Annotated in this window: 13 protein-coding genes; 6 read left to right on the forward strand and 7 right to left on the reverse strand. The window is 39.1% G+C overall.

Translation table 11 applies throughout. The features are described 5' to 3' along the window. Positions 1–5 precede the first annotated feature (5 nt). The gene (locus tag OQX63_RS18770; RefSeq protein ID WP_265852352.1) at positions 6–1,982 is read left to right on the forward strand and encodes an alpha-ketoacid dehydrogenase subunit alpha/beta; all 1,977 of its coding nucleotides are present in this window, start codon (positions 6–8) and stop codon (positions 1,980–1,982) included. Positions 1,983–2,086: 104 nt separating this feature from the next. Beyond that, on the forward strand, positions 2,087–3,724 hold the full coding sequence (gene ade / locus OQX63_RS18775) for an adenine deaminase (RefSeq protein ID WP_265852353.1): 1,638 nt from the start codon (positions 2,087–2,089) through the stop codon (positions 3,722–3,724). Between the two features lie 158 nt (positions 3,725–3,882). Here the strand turns inward: ade and OQX63_RS18780 are convergent, their stop codons facing one another. From OQX63_RS18780 to OQX63_RS18790, 3 genes are all read right to left on the reverse strand, one after another. After that, positions 3,883–4,491, reverse strand: coding sequence for a SprT-like domain-containing protein (locus tag OQX63_RS18780; protein ID WP_265852354.1), 609 nt, complete (start codon positions 4,489–4,491; stop codon positions 3,883–3,885). A gap of 209 nt (positions 4,492–4,700) precedes the next feature. Beyond that, positions 4,701–5,078 (reverse strand): GxxExxY protein, encoded by a 378-nt coding sequence (locus OQX63_RS18785; RefSeq protein ID WP_205057827.1) that lies wholly within the window; start codon positions 5,076–5,078, stop codon positions 4,701–4,703. Positions 5,079–5,149: 71 nt separating this feature from the next. Continuing rightward, entirely contained in the window at positions 5,150–7,420 is a 2,271-nt protein-coding gene (locus OQX63_RS18790; protein ID WP_265852355.1) for a helix-turn-helix domain-containing protein, read from the reverse strand. Positions 7,421–7,918: 498 nt separating this feature from the next. Between OQX63_RS18790 and OQX63_RS18795 the strand changes: the two genes are divergently transcribed. Further along, positions 7,919–9,502 (forward strand): peptide chain release factor 3, encoded by a 1,584-nt coding sequence (locus tag OQX63_RS18795; protein WP_056094020.1) that lies wholly within the window; start codon positions 7,919–7,921, stop codon positions 9,500–9,502. A 139-nt stretch (positions 9,503–9,641) separates the two neighbouring features. Here the strand turns inward: OQX63_RS18795 and OQX63_RS18800 are convergent, their stop codons facing one another. Together OQX63_RS18800 and OQX63_RS18805 are read right to left on the reverse strand one after the other, a co-directional pair. Continuing rightward, positions 9,642–11,159, reverse strand: a complete 1,518-nt coding sequence (locus tag OQX63_RS18800) for a glycoside hydrolase family 32 protein (protein ID WP_265852356.1) — start codon at positions 11,157–11,159, stop codon at positions 9,642–9,644. A 57-nt stretch (positions 11,160–11,216) separates the two neighbouring features. Then, on the reverse strand, positions 11,217–12,257 hold the full coding sequence (locus OQX63_RS18805; protein WP_265852357.1) for a helix-turn-helix transcriptional regulator: 1,041 nt from the start codon (positions 12,255–12,257) through the stop codon (positions 11,217–11,219). A 1,026-nt stretch (positions 12,258–13,283) separates the two neighbouring features. On the opposite strand from OQX63_RS18805, the gene OQX63_RS18810 reads away from it, so the two are divergent. The 3 genes from OQX63_RS18810 (at position 13,284) to OQX63_RS18820 (ending at position 16,474) form a co-directional block, all read left to right on the forward strand. Further along, positions 13,284–14,381, forward strand: a complete 1,098-nt coding sequence (locus OQX63_RS18810; RefSeq protein WP_265852358.1) for a slipin family protein — start codon at positions 13,284–13,286, stop codon at positions 14,379–14,381. A gap of 100 nt (positions 14,382–14,481) precedes the next feature. Next, on the forward strand, positions 14,482–15,042 hold the full coding sequence (locus OQX63_RS18815; RefSeq protein WP_265852359.1) for a hypothetical protein: 561 nt from the start codon (positions 14,482–14,484) through the stop codon (positions 15,040–15,042). A 7-nt stretch (positions 15,043–15,049) separates the two neighbouring features. Further along, the gene (locus OQX63_RS18820; protein ID WP_265852360.1) at positions 15,050–16,474 is read left to right on the forward strand and encodes an RtcB family protein; all 1,425 of its coding nucleotides are present in this window, start codon (positions 15,050–15,052) and stop codon (positions 16,472–16,474) included. A 489-nt stretch (positions 16,475–16,963) separates the two neighbouring features. Here the strand turns inward: OQX63_RS18820 and OQX63_RS18825 are convergent, their stop codons facing one another. Together OQX63_RS18825 and OQX63_RS18830 are read right to left on the reverse strand one after the other, a co-directional pair. Continuing rightward, on the reverse strand, positions 16,964–17,815 hold the full coding sequence (locus OQX63_RS18825; protein WP_265852361.1) for a hypothetical protein: 852 nt from the start codon (positions 17,813–17,815) through the stop codon (positions 16,964–16,966). Positions 17,816–17,885: 70 nt separating this feature from the next. Beyond that, complete coding sequence (locus OQX63_RS18830) at positions 17,886–19,139, reverse strand: pyridoxal phosphate-dependent aminotransferase (protein WP_265852362.1); 1,254 nt, start codon at positions 19,137–19,139, stop codon at positions 17,886–17,888.

A 19,139-nucleotide genomic window follows, 5' to 3' on the forward strand; every position in this document is an offset into this window, starting at 1 on the left:
CAAATATGCATTTTAACCGAAGAGATAAAGACGACGAATTCTTACTGAATTTATATAAAAAACTGCTTTATCCCCGACTGGTAGAGGATAAAATGCTCAAATTATTACGTCAGGGGCGTATAGGTAAATGGTTTTCAGGTATTGGGCAGGAAGCCATTGCTGTTGGCAGTACCTTAGCCATGCAAAGCAATGAGTATATTTTGCCTATGCACCGTAATTTAGGTGTTTTTACCTCCCGTAATATTCCATTAAAGAAATTAATGGCCCAATGGCAGGGAAAGTTAACCGGCTTTACCAAAGGTCGTGATCGCTCCTTTCATTTTGGCACACAAGACTATAAAATTATCGGGATGATATCCCATCTGGGCCCACAAATGGCGCTGGCCGATGGCATTGCCCTGGCTGATTTATTGGGAAATAAACAGCGCGCCACCTTGGTTTATACCGGTGAAGGCGCCACCAGTGAAGGCGATTTCCACGAAGCCATAAACGTCGCAGCTGTCTGGAATCTGCCAGTGATTTTTTTGATCGAAAATAATGGTTATGGGCTGTCAACCCCAAAATCAGAACAATACAGGTGTAAAAACCTGGTTGATAAAGCTCTTGGTTATGGCATTGAAGGCCGGCAAATTGATGGCAACAACATTCTTGAAGTATACGATACCATTAACCAACTAGCCATGGAAATTAGAAAAGATCCAAGACCGGTTTTGGTTGAGTGTATGACTTTCAGGATGCGCGGTCATGAAGAGGCTTCAGGCACCAAATATGTTCCGCAAGAACTTTTTGACGAATGGGAAAAGAAAGATCCTTTAAACAATTACGAAGCTTATTTAATTGAACAAGGTATTCTAACAACCAATACCATTACGGATATTAAAATTCAGTTTAAAAAAGATATAGAAGTAGCAGTTGAAGAAGCTTTTGAAGAGCCAGAGCCAGTTGCAGATACGATTCAGGAAGAAACGGATATGTACTTTCCTTACCAGTCAGAAATCGTTCAGCCTGGCGAATTTGCTACTGAAAAACGGTATCTGGATGCAATTAGCGATGCCCTCGATCTCGCTATGCAAAAATATCCTAACCTGGTTTTAATGGGACAGGATATTGCCGACTATGGTGGCGCATTTAAAATTACAGATGGCTTTATGGCTAAATTCGGCAGAAGCCGGGTGCGCAATACCCCTATTTGCGAATCGGCCATTGTAGGTGCAGGTTTGGGCCTGTCTATAAATGGTTATAAAGCTGTTGTAGAAATGCAGTTTGCCGATTTTGTAAGCGTTGGCTTTAATCAGATTGTAAACAACCTGGCCAAAACGCATTACCGTTGGGGCGAAAAGGCTGATGTAGTGGTGCGTATGCCTACAGGTGCAGGTACGGGTGCAGGTCCCTTCCACTCACAAAGTAACGAGGCATGGTTTACCAAGACACCGGGCTTAAAAATTGTCTATCCAGCATTTCCCGAAGATGCCAAGGGTCTGCTTTTGGCTGCCATTGCCGATCCCAATCCTGTAATCTATTTTGAACATAAATATTTGTACAGAAGCTTAACTTCCCAGGTGCCCGATGGTTATTATACTACCGAAATAGGGAGAGCCCTTACCATAAAAACAGGGAAACAGTTTACAATTATCACTTATGGTTTAGGCGTACATTGGGCTTTGGAACATTTAAACAGTCATGTTGAACAAGAAGCCACCCTGGTTGATCTGCGTACGCTCCAGCCATGGGATCAGGAAACGGTAAAAGAAGCTGTAAAAGCTACCGGAAGAGTGCTGATTTTGCATGAAGACACCTTGACGAATGGTTTCGGTGCCGAAATTTCTGCATGGATTGGGGAGCATCTTTTTCAGTATCTGGATGCACCTGTAATGCGTTGTGCAAGTTTAGATACGGCCATTCCGATGAGCAAGCTATTGGAAGATAATTTTCTGGCCAAAGCAAGATTAGCAGAAACGATTAATAAATTATTAAAATACTAAACCTATCGTCATGCTGATCCGATAGCTATCGGATTTATTTCAGCATCTCTGAATTAAGCCCCTGAAATGAATTCAGGGTGACGATGATTAAACATTAAAGCAACATGGGCACTTTCAAAATCAGCGGAAACATAGTCGATATCATAGAACAGCATATTTATTTTGGCGAAATAACTGTTGAAGCCGGAAAAATAAAATCGATTACCAAGATTTCTGAAGAACGCCCAAACAGCGCCTTCATTACTCCAGGTTTTATTGACAGTCACGTGCACATTGAAAGCAGTATGCTAATTCCGAGCGAATTTGCCAGATTAGCGGTGGTGCACGGCACGGTGGCTACCATTAGCGATCCACATGAGATTGCCAACGTTTGCGGCATGGAAGGGGTTGAATTCATGATCGAAAACGGGAATACCGTACCCTTTAAATTTAATTTCGGTGCACCAAGCTGTGTACCGGCAACTACCTTCGAAACTGCAGGCGCCGAGTTAAATCACCATGATGTTAAAGCGCTTTTAGCACGACCTGAAATTAAATACCTCAGCGAAATGATGAATTTTCCGGGAGTGCTATACAAAGATGAAGAAGTTTTAAAAAAAATTGCCGCTGCCCACCAGCTTGGTAAACCCGTTGACGGGCACGCGCCAGGCTTACGTGGCGATACCGTCCAAAAATATATTGATGCCGGTATTTCTACCGACCACGAATGTTTCACAGCCGAAGAAGCACTGGATAAACTGCAGCGTGGTATGAAAATCCTGATAAGGGAAGGCAGTGCCGCCAAAAATTTCGAAGCACTAATCGACTTACTTCACGACTGGCCCGAAATGATGATGTTCTGCAGTGATGATAAACACCCGGATAGTTTAGTTGAAAGCCACATTAACGAAATTTGTGCCAGGGCAGTAGCTAAAGGAATCGATATTTTTAATGTACTTCGCGCTGCTTGTATCAACCCGATCTTACATTATAAGCTGGATGTTGGTGCACTACAGGTAAACGATGATGCTGATTTTATCGTTATAGAAGACCTGATTAATTTTAAGGTAAAACAAACCTATATTAACGGGCTTTTGTTAGCAGAAAACGGCAAAATGACAGGCGACTGGATCAACCACAGCGCAGGTAAAGAATCCATTAATCATTTTAATTGCAGCTTAAAAAAAGAAGAAGATTTCTTTTTGCGCTATACAGATCAGCTGGAAATTCCTGTAATTGAAGCACTGGATGGCCAGCTGATTACCAATAAATTACAGGCAAAACCCAAAGTTGAAAATGACAATATCATTAGTGATATTGAAAATGATGTGCTCAAAATGGTGGTGGTTAACCGCTATTATGATGCGCCTATTGCGATTTCGTTCGTCAAAAATTTTGGTTTAAAAAATGGCGCTATTGCCTCAAGTGTAGCGCACGATAGTCATAATATCATTGCCGTGGGGGTTGATGACAAAAGTATCTGTGATGCAGTAAACCTTGTAATCAAAAAAACTGGCGGTGTGGTAGCTTTAGGACATGGAAAAGAAGAAGTGTTGCCGCTGCCTGTTGCCGGTTTAATGAGTAATCACAATGGTTACGAGGTTGCTGCCTGCTATACAGCTATAGATCAATTCGCAAAAGATTTAGGTTCAACCCTCCTTGCCCCTTTTATGACGCTTTCCTTCATGGCACTCCTGGTTATTCCACGCCTGAAACTAAGCGATAAAGGATTATTTGATGGCGATGAGTTTAAGTTTGTATAGCTGATTTGTCATTCTGAGCGCAGCGAAGAATCTGTTTACTATTGACACTTCAAATGACGTTAACCTAATTATCTAAGGTATCTTCAAACGCAAAATGTAACTGCAGAGCTATGTTGCAAAAGATTCTTCATTGCATTCAGAATGACAGCAAATCAATATTATTCTATCACAAAAACCTCCGCCAAGGGATTAAATAAATACAACCGTTTATCATCTAAACAGATACATCGGTACCGTTTCCTGATCCTTTCGCCTTTGGTGAAACGCCGGCCATCTTTAATTTTAAAAGTTGTGTTAATGGGTAATTGCTCTAAATGTAAAGTCTCTGTTTTATGACTATCGTACTTTTTTAATGCACGTGATAAATGCAGATCAGAGCAGCTCGATGCCGCCGGATTGGACATGTAATTATCAATCGCTTTATGGATATCTTCCGGAAAAATATTCATGTCAAAAAAGGGTACCATCATCCGCTGAAAGTTTTTCTTCCATTCGGTCCCATGCGGCTTTACCTTATTCTTAAAATCATTCCAGGTTAACAAATGTGCAAATTCGTGCACGGTAGTTACCAGGAATGCGTAATGGTTGAGGTTAAAGTTAACCGAAATGCGGTGGCCTTTATCGCGGAAAGGATGGCGGTAATCACCCAGTTTGGTAGAACGGGTTTTAGCAATCTTAAATTCGCACTGAAAATAATCAATCCACTTGGCAATTAGCGGCGCCGCTGGTTCTGGCATGTACTGCGCTAAAACTTTAACTTTCTCCACAAATGCTAAGATAAATATTTTTGAGATTTAACCATAAAGGCTCAAAGTTTTAAATGCAAAAAACAAAATTACCTTAGTTTTTTACCACAGAGTGCATTGAGTTTGCACGAAGAAAATAGAGCGATTTTTTCAACAATATTCATCGAAGAAATTTCAACCATTATATAGCTTCTTTTAAATATTTTAATCTTAGAACGCATTACAGAACATCAGTATCCATTTACTATTCGTCTTATTCCATCCTTTAATCTTAGCACATTAAAATTCATTAATAATCCGAATCTATAACCACCAAGTTTCATATAGGTTAAAGTTTGGGCTAGATGAATATCACTGAGGGCCTCTATGCTTTTCAACTCAAGAACTAGCTGATTCTCCACTAAAATATCTATTCGGTAACCACAATCCAGTTTTACATCTTCAAAAACCAAGGGCATCATCTTTTCTTTTTCAACCTGAAAACCTGCATGATCAATTTTATAAAACAAGCATTCTTTATAGGCATTTTCAAGCAAACCCGGCCCAAGGGCATTATGAACATCAATTGCCAGCCCAATGATAGTTCTAGTTAATAAATCTTCTGCCATAAAACTCTGTGTACTCTGTGTTTAGCCTCTTTTTCTCTGTGGTAAAAAAATTGATCCTTTGCGGTTAATAATTATTCCTCCGTTGGGAACAGCGACGCCAATACCATTTTTATCTCGCCGAAAGAATAATCTTTCCCCAAAAACTCCCTGATCGTGCCCATTGATTTTGTTTTCTGACTTTCAACAGCTTCAGTTATGTTTTTGATTTTATTAGGTTTAACCAACTTCGTTACATCAAGTTGTTGTGTTGATACATAATAAGCTAAATGGCCCTCAATGGTCCCCTGCGATAGGCCCCGCTCCTTTGCAATTTCAGTTAATGTTTTACCCTCGTTATACAGTTCAAAACTCAGAAGTTTAGTATCAGGCTTCGGCTCTTTCTTTTTCTTTTCCATTGCAGTTTTCACTTTTAGCGCCATGCCTTTAAGGGTAATTGCCTTTTTCAATTGCGCCTCTCTTTCCACCACGTTCAAAAGTGCATCGGTATCGGCCTTACTAAACTCTTTGCCATCAATAATGGCTTCTAGCAGTGCTTTACTTTTATGGATTTTCTTCAACTGCTCATAAATCACGATTTCGAGTTCCAGTAGTTCAGTCAGGTAGGTTTTAACTTGCTTTTCTTCTTTGATGGCTTCAATTTGCGCTAAAAACTTATCTGATACCGCTTTAATTAACGGACTGAAATATTTTACAGCAGCCTGTACCCGCTTCGACACATTGAACAGGGTATGCTCAGTTTGTTCAGCAAAAAGGTTTTTAAGCTGGTTGATAAAAGTATCAGCAGTCGCAGTAATTTTCTGAAAATCTTTATATAGATCCATCGTCCATTCATCATAGCGCTGTTTGGTCGATTTAGCCTCACTCTTATCAAAAGTTTGCATGTGCTCCTTAAAATAATAGCGTACGATATTCAGATCAAAAGCCGATAACAGATAGCTTCTGATAAATTCGTAACTCTCTGCACTGATCTGTTGGTCAAGCACTTCGGTCGGCTGTTTGGTTTTAGAAAAATAATGGATGTTCTGGTCCTGCTGCAAACCACTTTCGCGCAAATGCGAGGTTAACACCAGTCCTTTAAGTGAACGCAGGCGCGAAAGCGCAACATAAGCTTGTCCAGGGGCAAAAGCTTCACCAATATCAATAATGGCTTTATCAAAGGTTAAGCCTTGACTTTTATGCACCGTAATGGCCCAGGCCAGTTTGATTGGATATTGCACAAAAGAACCTGCTACATTTTCTTCAATTTCATTAGTAGCCTCGTTTAATTTATATTTTACGTTCTCCCAGGTGTAAGGCGAAATCTGGATCACTGTTTTATCTTCAGGCAATTCAATTTCTACTACTCCTTTTTCTATATGGTGCACTACACCTATTTTACCATTGTAGTAACGCTTTTCGGCAGTCATGTCGTTTTTAATAAACATAATCTGCGCACCAACTTTCAGTTCCAGACTTTTATCATTTGGATAGGCATATTCATTAAATTCACCTGTTACCTTCGCTTCAAAAAAATAAGATTTAGTTTTCAGTTGGGTTAATCTTTCTCGGTTAATGCTATCGGCCTTATGATTATGTGTGGTTAAAGTGATGTAATTTTCATCAGCCGCAGGCTTAAAATCCTGTTTAAAATGCTGTTTGAGCAAAGTGGTATCTGCGGGCGTAATTTTATTGTTCCGGAGATTGTTTAGCAAATCAATAAACACAGAATCGTCTTGACGATAAATTTTATCCAACTCGATATATACGGGTGGATTATTTTGCAACGCCAGTGCATCGAAGAAATAAATACTTTTATAAAACCCGGCCATTACCCGCCATTCGTCGTTTTTAACCACGGGCGGCAACTGGTGCAAATCGCCAATAAACAAGAGCTGTACACCTCCAAAAGGTACATTTTTGCTTCTCCTGATGTAGCGTAGCGCAAAATCAATAGCATCCAGCATATCTGCCCGCAGCATACTCACCTCATCAATTACCAAAAGTTCGAGCTCTTGAATCAGACGTCTTTTATTACCCTGCATGTTTAAATGCTTGGCCAGCGTACGCGGTGTATTAAAGTTAAAGGTAATCTGTTGATTGATGATATTCCCCGCAGCATCAGGAAAAAAAGCCCCAAAAGGCAGCTGAAAAAGGGAATGTATGGTAACCCCGGCAGCATTAATTGCCGCAATACCAGTTGGTGCACAAATGATCGCTTTTTTATGCGTAAGCTGAATCAGTTTTCGTAGAAAGGTTGTTTTACCCGTTCCCGCTTTTCCCGTTAAAAAAACGTGTTTAGAGGTATAATTCACAAATTTAGCCGCGATCTCAGCGGGCATAGAAGTTTCTTCTAATGTAGGCATCTGCAATAAAATTTTAGTTTGCTAAACAGGGAGGATAAATAAAGCTAAACATTTTAGCACAAAACTAAAGAATGATTGATGAGAAATTTTAATTTTTGGAGGATAATTTTGATCTAAACATTTATTTAATCAATAATTTCTTGATTAGCGGAATAAAAAACCTTAATAGAATTACTGCAGCAGCAACCTAAACCTGACAGAAACGACAGCCTCCGATTTAAGCACCGGTTTATGTTATATTTTGGTGTGCTTGCTTGTTTCACAGGTTTTCTATCGGAGCTATAGTGTATGGCAGGACTGCAATAACGAAAGAAGTGCTACAACTGCTTTTCAAAAAAACATATATCCAACCCAACAATAAAACAATACAACAACCTAACAATTAATAATAAAGCTTTTTCTTATCTTTGTGGCCTGATGAAACAACAATATTCAAATCTTATCGCTGTTAAATTCCTTTAACCAGGTTTCATCATCTTTTACACCCAAAATTTTATTATGCTTAACCCTGAAATAGAAAAACGTAAAACCTTTGCCATTATTAGCCACCCCGATGCGGGCAAAACCACACTAACAGAAAAATTTCTGCTGTTTGGAGGTGCCATCAATACAGCTGGTGCAGTAAAAAGAAATAAGGCAAACCAAAGCAATACCTCCGATTTTATGGAGATTGAAAAGCAGCGTGGTATCTCGGTTGCAACTTCGGTAATGGGTTTCGAATACAGCGGCAAACGTATTAATATTCTGGATACACCTGGTCACAAAGACTTTGCCGAAGACACCTACCGTACGCTGTCTGCTGTTGATAGTGTGATTTTGGTGGTCGACTGTGTAAAAGGCGTGGAGGAACAAACCGAGAAGCTGATGTCGGTTTGCCGCATGCGGAATACTCCGGTAATTATCTTCATCAACAAAATGGACCGTGAAGGTAAAGAGGCTTACGATTTATTAGATGAAATAGAGGAAAAACTAAACATCAGTTTATGCCCACTTTCGTGGCCTATCGGGCAGGGACATACTTTTAAAGGTGTTTATAGCATTTATAACAAACATTTAAATTTATTCAATTCAGACAAAACCAAAGTAACCGATTCGGTTGTGGCGGCAAGCGATTTAAATGATCCTTCTTTATTAAATTACCTGAAAGAAAACGAGATCAATACGTTGAAAGACGATGTGGAGCTGGTTGATGGCATTTACGGCAAAATTGATAAGGATTTATATACTGATGGTTTGGTTGCACCCGTGTTTTTTGGCAGTGCGATTAATAATTTCGGGATAAAAGAGCTACTTGATACTTTTATCGATATCGCACCTAGTCCTCGTCACCGTGAAGCTGAAGAGCGCGATGTGTTGGTAGAAGAAAAAAACTTTAGCGGTTTCGTATTTAAAATTCACGCCAATCTAGATCCTAAGCACCGCGATCGGATTGCCTTTTTGAGGATTTGCTCAGGTAAATTTGAACGTAATAAATTTTATTACCATACCCGTCAGGATAAAAAACTGAAATTCTCTAACCCGATGGATTTTATGGCCAACGAGAAGAGCATTGTAGAGGAGGCCTGGCCGGGTGATGTGGTTGGTTTGTACGATAGCGGCAACTTTAAAATTGGCGATACTTTAACTGAAGGTGAAAAACTACAGTTTAAAGGAATCCCTAGTTTCTCTCCGTCTATCTTTAAAGAGGTAGAAAACATGGACCCAATGCGTACTAAGCAGCTGGAAAAAGGCATTGAACAGTTAACTGACGAAGGAGTAGCACAATTGTTTGTGATGCAACCCGGAAACAGGAAAGTAATCGGTGCAGTTGGTGAACTTCAGTTTGAAGTAATCAATTTCAGGTTAGAGCATGAGTATGGTGCAAAATGTCGTTTCCGTACCTTGAGCTATACCCGTTCGAGCTGGGTAACTTCTACTGACAGGAAGAAACTGGATGAGTTTGTGAAACGGAAGCAACAGCATATTGGCTTTGATAAAGAAGCCAATCCGGTTTACCTGGCCGATAGTGAGTATATGATTAATCTGACCAAACAGGATTATCCGGATATTGAATTCCATAAAACAAGCGAGTTTAAGAGTTAGTTTTAGTCCGGAGTCTGGAGCAGACTTCCGTCATTGCGAGAAGGCTTTTTCAGCCGACGAAGCAATCTTTACAGGAACAATCGTTAGCTTGAAAGATTGCTTCGTCTTTCCCCCTCGCAATGACGATCAGTGCTAATTATCATTCCCTATTCAAATCCCAGATCTTTAAACTGCTTAGCGTACTTTTTCCGCCTTCCGAAAATACCGTAATTCCGGTAGCCTTTTCATCCGGAAAAATCATGGTAGAAATAACCTTTTCACCACCATTCCCAAAAACTTCAAGTGATGATTTATCAATCAGGATCTGAATTTTGACTTTGCCATCAATAGGATTTATTTTTGCAGTTTGAACAATGTTCTTAGCGTTTTTAATACCATTTTCTGAGCGCGAACAATCGACATAAAGCTCATTTTTATCAGCTTGGTAACCCACTTCAATTTCTTTAACTACTTTTCCTTCCCCATCTTTCAATTGTGCCAGTTTAAAACCTGCATTTTTTGAATTACTTAGCTCAAATTCGGCTTCAATCCAGTTTGCATTGCTAATATTATCCAGTTTCAGTTCACCATCAACAAGCAGACCTTGTTTGGAAACTACCCGGTTTTGGGCAAGTTTTTTAAGATTATCCGCGATGACCGAACTCGGTTGCTGAAACAACCTTACTCCCTCAGGTGTAGTTTTTAAAGCTAAATCCCTCGGGATAGACATCTGCCCTTTCCATGGGAAGGTTTCTTTGCCACCCGGCTGCAACCAGCCCAATAGGATACGCTTATCATTTGGCACATTGTTCCAGGGAATGGCAGCATAAAATGAATCGCCATCATCTACGAGTAAGGTTAACTGCCCATCGTTGTTATTTTTAAAAGTTTTGCCATCAAAATCACCCACAAAATATTGCATGGTTGGGCCTTTTGGCCCAAATAGCGAAATCATCAGCACCCACTTTGTATTGTTCTTATTTCCATCTACCGCCAAAGGAATAATAAAAGGGCATTCCCAGCCACTGCCCTGATTGCCTTGCTTGCCAAAATCGCTCAGCATGGTCCAGTCCTTCAGGTTTTTTGAACCATAAAACCTGGCCTGGTGTTCATCAACCATCGCAACAGTCATGATCCATTGTTTAGAAGCTTCATGCCACCACACATTCGGATCGCGAAAATCTTTTTTATTTAAATCGATAATGGGATTTTTTACATCATTGGCAAAAGTTAAACCACCATCATTGCTGTAGGCCATGTATTGCGATTCGTTATGCTGCTTAGGTAAATCGGCAGTATAAAAAGCAAGAATGGGCGCTTTGGCTTTGCCCAAACCACTTACATTTTGTTTATCTAAAACCGCCGAGCCAGAGAAAATCATGGTAGTGGTATCTTTAGTGATCTTCTCAGGAATGGCTACGGGAAGGTGCCCCCAATTAACCAGGTCTTTACTTTTTGCATGCCCCCAGCTCATGTGTCCCCATTTATTTTCGAACGGATTATGCTGGTAATACAAATGGTATTCACCATTGAGATAAATCAATCCATTAGGATCGTTAAGCCAATTGGCTGGTGCAGTAAAATGATAACTCGGCCTCCATTGAGGCGTAGGCTGTTGAGCGAAAATGCTTACCGAACAGCACATTAGAAAAGCTAGAATATATTTGGTCTTAAACATAATTAAATTCAAATTACAAATAAGAATTTAATTACTAAAACGTTTAACCCGAGTTTCTTAAGGTCTTGATTTTTTTTCTTCATCAACGCTTTCGTACAGCTTATGCGTTTGTGCCAAACGTCTTTTAATTTTCGAAATCAACAATCGTGGTGAAAGCACTTTAACACACTCCCCAAAACCTAATATTTCGCGCTCCAGTTCGTAATTCAATACCACATCGATTCTAAAAGTTGTTGTTTTTTCGTTCTTACTTATTACCACCTGCGATTGATGCATGGGTTTAGTTACCACATAAGGGGCATGATCGTTCGTAAATTCCAAAATAACTTTTTGTGGTCGGTCTCTTTCGCTTTTGGTTACCCCAATCAAATCATCGTAATAACGATCAAAATCTACCCCTTCATAAGCAACAAAAGTTTCATTTGGTAATTCCTGAAATTCTACAATACGATCCAGAGCCAAATTTAAGATCCCAGGTCGTTTCTTGGCCTTACAGATCAAAAACCAACGGTTTCGGTACTCTTTTAAAAGGTATGGATAATAAATGCCTTGCTGGGCCTGCAGTGCTTTGAACGATTTATATTCAATCAACAACGATCGTTTATTTAGAACAGCCTGATAAAGCGATGGAATACATTCCAGTCCTTTTACCAGTTTATTACTTTCTAACTGAATATTATTGCCACTCAGTTTGGTCGATTTGTAGAGGTTATTTTCCAATCGGGCAATCATATCGCTCATTTCGTCGAAATAATTAAAGGCGTTGAACTGTTTCAATACACCAACAATTTCTTTCATTTTATCTACATCAGCATTATTGATCGGTGCTTTGGTAATACTGAAATTAGGATCCTCATAAGCATAAAAGCGTTTATCTTTCACCACAATCGGCGCATTGTAACCAAGTTTATCACTTCGCATCAGCTGAATATCAGCCTGGATAGTGCGCTTACTTACGCCACTGGTAATACCTTCAAGCTCATAAAGGGTTTCGGCAACCTTTTCAATTAGATCATCTAGCGTCCATTTTCGGAAACGGTTTTTCAAACAATCGTCGATGGTTTTGTAGCGAATGAGGGCTAATTTGTTGATGGCCATTTTCAGGTTTTTTGCTTGTAGTTTAAAAATTTGGCATTTAAGCCTCTTATAAAGATAAATAAGTTTCACTTAACTACGCAATACAATTGCGCAATTGAGTACCAAAAACACTTTTTTTATAATAAATAAAATTTTATTTAACTAAAAATCAGCACCTTAATTAAAAAATATTGAAATAACTTCAACTGCGCAATTCCTCCGCGCAGGGGTGATGGCATCTTTGTAATGTCGCTAGTCGATAATTAAGTTCTTTGAAAACATCAATAACAAATAACTGATTTACAGCAAAAGTAACCTATTTCAAGAATACGCGCTCTCCCGGTGCTGCTCATTTTCCGGGCAGTACCTTAATACGAAGCCCCTGTTCCGGATCTGCGGGACAGGGTTAACGGTAAGTAATTGAACAGTTTAGGTAAATCAGTATATATAAAGAAATTCCGGCTAATAACCGGAATGGCAACACTACATCAAACTGATCCCGGTTGAGGGTTTCGGTATAGCCCCAAAGTATTTGTGCAGTTGCATGGAATATACTGGTCAGGATGGTGATAGGATTGTCTAAACACGTTGTGTGTCGTGGGTTCGAATCCCACTTCCGATATACTCGGGATAATTCAGGGGTAGAATAACAACAAAACATGCAGGTTCGAATCCTGCTTCCAACCGTCACTTGGAATAGCTAATTGGTAAGCGTTTAGGGCTCAAAATCCAAAACAAAAAAGAAGAGTAACTTTTCAAAATGCTCAAAAAACCACCTTGTAAAACCGCATTCTGCTTAACGGTTCTTTTATGTACCTGACAAGCAAATTTGCTTTTGCTTTGAAAATAAAGCGATGAACGAACTGATTTAAAAATCAGATTATTTTAAACGTTAGAACCAATCCCCGGATTTTATCTAACTGAAAAATAATTTCATTCTTAAAAACATCAGGATTCTATTTATTTCCGCAAATACCAGATGAATGTGCTTTTACAAGGCTTTGTAAGCAAATAAATTAAATAATTATAAATCTTAACATCAAAAACATGAAAAGAGTAACCATTAACACCAATTATGTTGGATTGGTGTTTAAAAGAGGAAAATTAAAAAACGTATTAACAGCAGGAACTTACTGGTTGGGCTTTGGAGAAGATATCACTTTGTACGATATGAGCAAAGAATATTTTTATACAGTTGCCGAATTGGATATCTTACTGGAAAACACAGATTTTGCGAATTTAATTCACATGGTAAACGTTGCCGATAACGAATTGGCTTTAGTTTATCAAAACAACAATTTCAAGAATGTTTTAACGGCTGGCAGACATGCTATCTGGAAAGGTTTGTCTACATATAACTTTGTTAAGGTTGATATTAGCAACATCAACATTGATGAAACAATTGATAAAAACTTATTAGACAAAGCACCATTATTCAATTACATCAGGGCTTATAAAGTGGAGTCATTTGAAAAAGCCTTATTATTTATTGATGGCAAATTTGAAAGGGTAATGGGAGCCGGAAACTACGTTTACTGGAAAAACAGTACCACCATTCAAGTTTTAAAAACCGATATGAGACAATTGAATATGGAAATTATCGGTCAAGAAATCTTAACCAAGGATAAAGCACAATTGAGGGTAAACTTCAGCATTCAATATAAGGTTGATGACATTATCAAAGCATTATTGGAAAACAAAGATTTTGATAAGCAATTGTACATTATTATGCAATTAGCCTTACGAGAATCAATCGGCTTAATGACTTTTGACGAATTGATGGAAAGCAAAGAAAAAATTGCAGAAATGGTAATGTCCATCACCTTGGATAAGGTTGAAAACCTGGGTGTAAAATTAACCAACTGTGGTGTTAAAGATATTGTTTTGCCAGGCGATGTGAAAGAAATTATGAACCAGGTTTTAGTTGCCGAAAAAAGAGCCCAAGCCAATATCATTACCCGACGAGAAGAAACGGCCTCGACCAGAAGTTTGTTGAACACTGCGAAATTAATGGAAGACAATGCCATGTTGTATAAGTTGAAAGAGATGGAGTACGTGGAGAAAATCGCGGAGAAAATCAATAACATCAGCTTATCTGGCAGCGGACAAATTGTAGATCAATTGAAACAGATCTTCGTAAAATAAATTAAATTTAGAAACCCCTCGGTTAGGTGAATGTTGCCTACCGGGGATTAATTAGAGAATTGGTAATTGGGATAAAAACCTTTTACCTATAAAATAGAATATGAATACAAATAAAATATGGTTTACATCCGATAACCATTTTGGACACAAGAACATTATCAGATTTACGAACCGACCTTTTTCAGATGTTGAAGAAATGAATCAAGAGATGATAAATCGGTGGAACGAAAAAGTTGGAAAAAATGATGATGTTTACCACCTCGGAGATTTTGCCTTGGCTTCGGCTGGTAAAACCCGACAAATAAGAAAACAGTTAAATGGAAGAATCCATCTAATAAAAGGAAACCATGAAAGCTCGGCGCTGGAATGTGCTGATTGTTTTGAATGGATAAAAGATTATTATGAGCTGAAAGTCAACGATGGCAATGGTCCAAAACATATCATACTATTCCATTATGCACTAAAGGTTTGGAATGCAAGCCATCATGGAGCCTGGCATTTATATGGGCACTCCCATGGAAGTTTAAGGGACGATGATACTTCACGCTCGTTTGATGTTGGCGTAGACAATCACAACTTTTACCCACTATCATACGATGAAGTAAAAAAAATAATTATGCAAAAAAAATGGACACCTCCATTTGGTCCGAGAGATAAATAAGATTACAATGAAAAACAACATAACAGGTAACAACCTGATCGAAATCGGTTATACCGAAGGAAAAATAGTAGGCTTGACTTTAGCTATCGTGAAAGAAAATTTTGCGGATATTGAAGAAAAAGAATTATTGGCCTTATTTAAAAAAGTAAAAGATTACCCGGAAAGTTTTTTGGATGATCCGGTTTTAAATACATTGGCAACAGCCATGATTGAAGAAGCCAATGCACCAAAAGACGAAACCATCGCGCTCGTAAATAATGCGAAAACCTATGCAGTATTTGGCCCTGATTACATTGAAGAGGGCGCCAGAAACCAAATGGATATTGCCATGAAATTGCCGGTATCTGTAGCGGGCGCTTTAATGCCCGATGCACACCAAGGTTATGGCTTGCCTATTGGCGGTGTGCTGGCCACCAGGAATGCTATTATTCCCTACGGTGTAGGTGTTGATATTGGTTGCCGAATGGCACTTAGCATTTTCGATATTCCCGAAAAACATTATTTCGGTAAAGATGCCATGTACAAGCGCGAGTTGATTGCTTTTACCAAATTTGGTGCCGGGCAAAATTTTACAGGTAATGAAAAAGCTGATCATGAGGTTTTAGAAAACGAAGCTTTCAATTCCACTCCTTTTCTTAAAAACTTACACGGAAAAGCATGGGCACAATTGGGTACTTCAGGTGGGGGTAACCATTTTGCAGAATGGGGAATTATTGATTTTGCCGAACGTGATGAGGTTTTAAATATTGATAAGGGCCGTTACGTGGCTTTATTAACCCACTCCGGTTCGCGCGGCTTAGGTGCTACCATTGCCGGTCATTATACCAAACTGGCAAAAGACATTTGTAAACTTCCTAAAGAGGCCGCAAACCTGGCTTATTTAGATCTGAATACTGCTGAAGGACAAGAATATTGGATTGCCATGAATTTGGCTGGCGATTATGCCTCTGCCTGTCATGAGGTGATTCATAAAAGATTAACCAAAGCCATTGGCGCCAAAGTTTTAGCCAAGGTAGAAAATCACCATAACTTTGCCTGGAAGGAGTTGATCAATGGGGAGGAAGTAATTGTTCACCGTAAAGGTGCTACGCCTGCCGGTATGGGCGTGATGGGGATTATCCCCGGCAGTATGACTGCACCAGGTTTTTTAGTACGCGGAAAAGGTGAAACCAGCGCCATCAATTCGGCATCGCATGGTGCCGGTAGGCAAATGAGCAGGACGAAAGCGATCCAATCGATTACCAAATCGGATATGAAAGCGATTTTGAAAGATCATAATGTAACCTTAATTGGTGCAGGGTTAGACGAAGCCCCAATGGCTTATAAAGACATCCATAAAGTAATGGCTGCACAAACCGAACTGGTTGATGTGGTGGCTAAATTCGAGCCTAAAATGGTAAGAATGGCTGATGACGGGAGCAGGGAGGATTAGTGTTGAGTTGGGAGTTTGGAGTCCTAAGTTTAAAGTCTAAAAAAACCTCGTTGGTTTTAAAACCTGCGAGGTTTTTTATGTTATTTCGAATAAAAAAAATAGAAAAAAATTGGTTCTTGCCTGTTGTCCCAAAAGAAAAGAACTTCAATTCTCTCGGATTTAACCTCATAAAATACAGAAGAAAGCTTTTTAATTAATCCTTCCCTGATATGCTTTAAGAAATGCCTTTAAAGCTTTTTCTTGCATTTTATCTGAGTGTATAAGGTAAGTTCCCATATCAACGTGATTTTAAACTAATATACAAACTTAAAGATTATTAACCTGAATTCGATTGCTATTATTTGTAGCAAGTATCTACTTTTTATCACTTCTAGGCTAGGCGTCGCGTCATGCTGAATTTATTTCAGCATCCTTTTATCCGGAATAGACCCTGAAATAAATTCAGGGTGACGCCAGCTTTTTGAAATCTCTTCTTAAAAATTTTTGCAATTAAATATTCGCATTCTGAAGCGGATAATATTTAACTACACTTTTCACTTTTTTATCTTTTGGTTTACCGGTTAGGTTGGTCACGTTAATTATATTGATATATTTTGTCGGATCTCCGGTTGATTCGAAAACAATTACTTCAGCATAATTTGTTTCGCTATGCAAGGAAGGATGATCATTCAAAAGAGTAAAATTTCTTTCACCAAGTTCACTTAAAATCTCTTCTTTGTTTACAACTACAGGAATATGGTTATGGATTTTACGTTTTTTCATCCACTGGTCGTTTATTTCAGAGTATGGCATGCTTACCTGACCATTCAGAACAGCAAGAATGGCTCCTCCAAGTATAACGATAAACTCGCCCGCCCAAATAACCCACAATAATACACCGCTAACGGTACCTGTACTTTCGATGCGAAATGTACCTATTTCATTCAGATTAATAATTTCCTGAATCAAAACATTAGGATGCGTAAAAAGGAAAAAGAAATCTTGAGCCAAAAACTTTAAATCTTCACCATTCAGGTTAAAAGTAAAGCCCTTTTTACTGTAGGCTAGGGTATCGAAGAAAACCCATTGAATATAAAAGGCAAACAGTCCACAGAAGACGGCAATAATTGCAACGATCTTTTTATTCCTGACTTTTCCGATCTTAACACCAAGATCAATAAAAAATCCTAAACCCAAGCCTAAAAGCAAAGCGATAATAGCGATGAACCAAATATTAGGAATAAGCCTTCCGAGGATAATGTAAAAAAGTGGAAGAATAAAAGACGCCAAAATACCAATGGCAAGTGTAGTAAGAATAGCTGACGGCGAGGCGTAACCTTGAGGCCTATATTTGGGTTCCATAAAGCGTGAAATGAGATTTTTTATTTGAACACTCCATCATGCAATTTGTTTGATGGAGTGTTCAAATTCTCTATTTCAATTTGCTCAAAGCTGTTTTTATCCTAGGCAGCATGTCTTTAATGTCTTGTAGTGTACAAGCGCCCACCGATGCCCTGAACCATGGCATACTGTGTTCGTTTCCGAATGCCGAGAATGGTACAAGTGCTGCGCCTGCTTCTTTAATCAAATAGAAGTTAACATCGGCACTATCTTTTAAAAGCTGACCATCTTCGGTAGTTTTACCAATATAATCTATTTTAATGGTCAAGTAAATGGCGCCCATCGGTTCTACTGCATCTACATTAAAACCTTCGGCTTTCAAAGCATTAAAGCCATTATAAAGCGCGTTTAAGCTGTCTTGTATCTGTGCTTTAAAGCTGGTTAAAAAAGTATCAACCTGTGGCTTGTTATTAAAATAGTTAGCCATGGCAACCTGCTCCGCTTTTGGCGCCCAGGCGCCCATATGGCCTACCAGTGCTTTCATACGGTTTACAATATCTTCCGGACCAAATCCCCAGCCTACACGTACGCCTGTTGCAGCAAGGCATTTAGAACTACCATCTACAAAAATGGTAAAAGGCTTCATTTCCGGGCGTAGTGAAACTGGATTTACATGTTCTTTATCAAAAGTTAAAAGCGAATAAATCTGATCGTACATCAGGTAAAGTGGTTTTTCATCAGCACCTCTGGTTGCATTTTCTTCCAAAACAGCATCACAAATCTCAGCCAAAGCATCAGCATCGAACATGGTTCCTGTTGGATTTAAAGGCGAACATAATGCCAATAGAGTTGCACCTTTTAAATGCGGTTTTAACTGTGCTGCAGTTGGCATAAAATTATGGGCTGCATCGGTTTCAACGGCAATAGCATTTGCCGATGTTAAATGGCAATAATGATTATTATTCCATGATGGAGCAGGAAAAACTACCGTATCACCCGGATCAATTAGTGCCAGAAAAGTAGCATAAATTAAAGGACGCGAACCGCCTGAAACCAAAATGCTGTTCGTATCGTATTCTAGTCCGAACCTATCTTTCAACAATTCCGAAACGGTTTCACGTAAAGGCAAAACACCATCAGCAGGCGGATAATTGGTTTGGTTGGCATTGTAGGCTTCCACAATCCCGGCTTTTAACTCAGCCGGTATTGGGTAAATATTCGAATCGAAATCGCCAATGGTCAGGTTAGCAATTGATGCGCCTTTGCGCTTCATTTCGTTAACTTCGTTACCAATTTTTATAATCTCTGAGCCTATTAATGAGTTGGCTATTACTGAAACTTTCAT

The sequence above is a fragment of the Pedobacter sp. PF22-3 genome (assembly GCF_026239555.1).
Taxonomy (GTDB): Bacteria; Bacteroidota; Bacteroidia; order Sphingobacteriales; family Sphingobacteriaceae; genus Pedobacter.

Coding starts and splice junctions, on each gene's coding strand:
- OQX63_RS18770 (WP_265852352.1), top strand. CDS start 6: ATGCATTTTAACCGAAGAGATAAAGACGACGAATTCTTACTGAATTTA.
- ade (WP_265852353.1), top strand. CDS start 2,087: ATGGGCACTTTCAAAATCAGCGGAAACATAGTCGATATCATAGAACAG.
- OQX63_RS18785 (WP_205057827.1), bottom strand. CDS start 5,078: ATGGCAGAAGATTTATTAACTAGAACTATCATTGGGCTGGCAATTGAT.
- OQX63_RS18790 (WP_265852355.1), bottom strand. CDS start 7,420: ATGCCTACATTAGAAGAAACTTCTATGCCCGCTGAGATCGCGGCTAAA.
- OQX63_RS18795 (WP_056094020.1), top strand. CDS start 7,919: ATGCTTAACCCTGAAATAGAAAAACGTAAAACCTTTGCCATTATTAGC.
- OQX63_RS18800 (WP_265852356.1), bottom strand. CDS start 11,159: ATGTTTAAGACCAAATATATTCTAGCTTTTCTAATGTGCTGTTCGGTA.
- OQX63_RS18805 (WP_265852357.1), bottom strand. CDS start 12,257: ATGGCCATCAACAAATTAGCCCTCATTCGCTACAAAACCATCGACGAT.
- OQX63_RS18810 (WP_265852358.1), top strand. CDS start 13,284: ATGAAAAGAGTAACCATTAACACCAATTATGTTGGATTGGTGTTTAAA.
- OQX63_RS18815 (WP_265852359.1), top strand. CDS start 14,482: ATGAATACAAATAAAATATGGTTTACATCCGATAACCATTTTGGACAC.
- OQX63_RS18820 (WP_265852360.1), top strand. CDS start 15,050: ATGAAAAACAACATAACAGGTAACAACCTGATCGAAATCGGTTATACC.
- OQX63_RS18825 (WP_265852361.1), bottom strand. CDS start 17,815: ATGGAACCCAAATATAGGCCTCAAGGTTACGCCTCGCCGTCAGCTATT.
- OQX63_RS18830 (WP_265852362.1), bottom strand. CDS start 19,139: ATGAAAGTTTCAGTAATAGCCAACTCATTAATAGGCTCAGAGATTATA.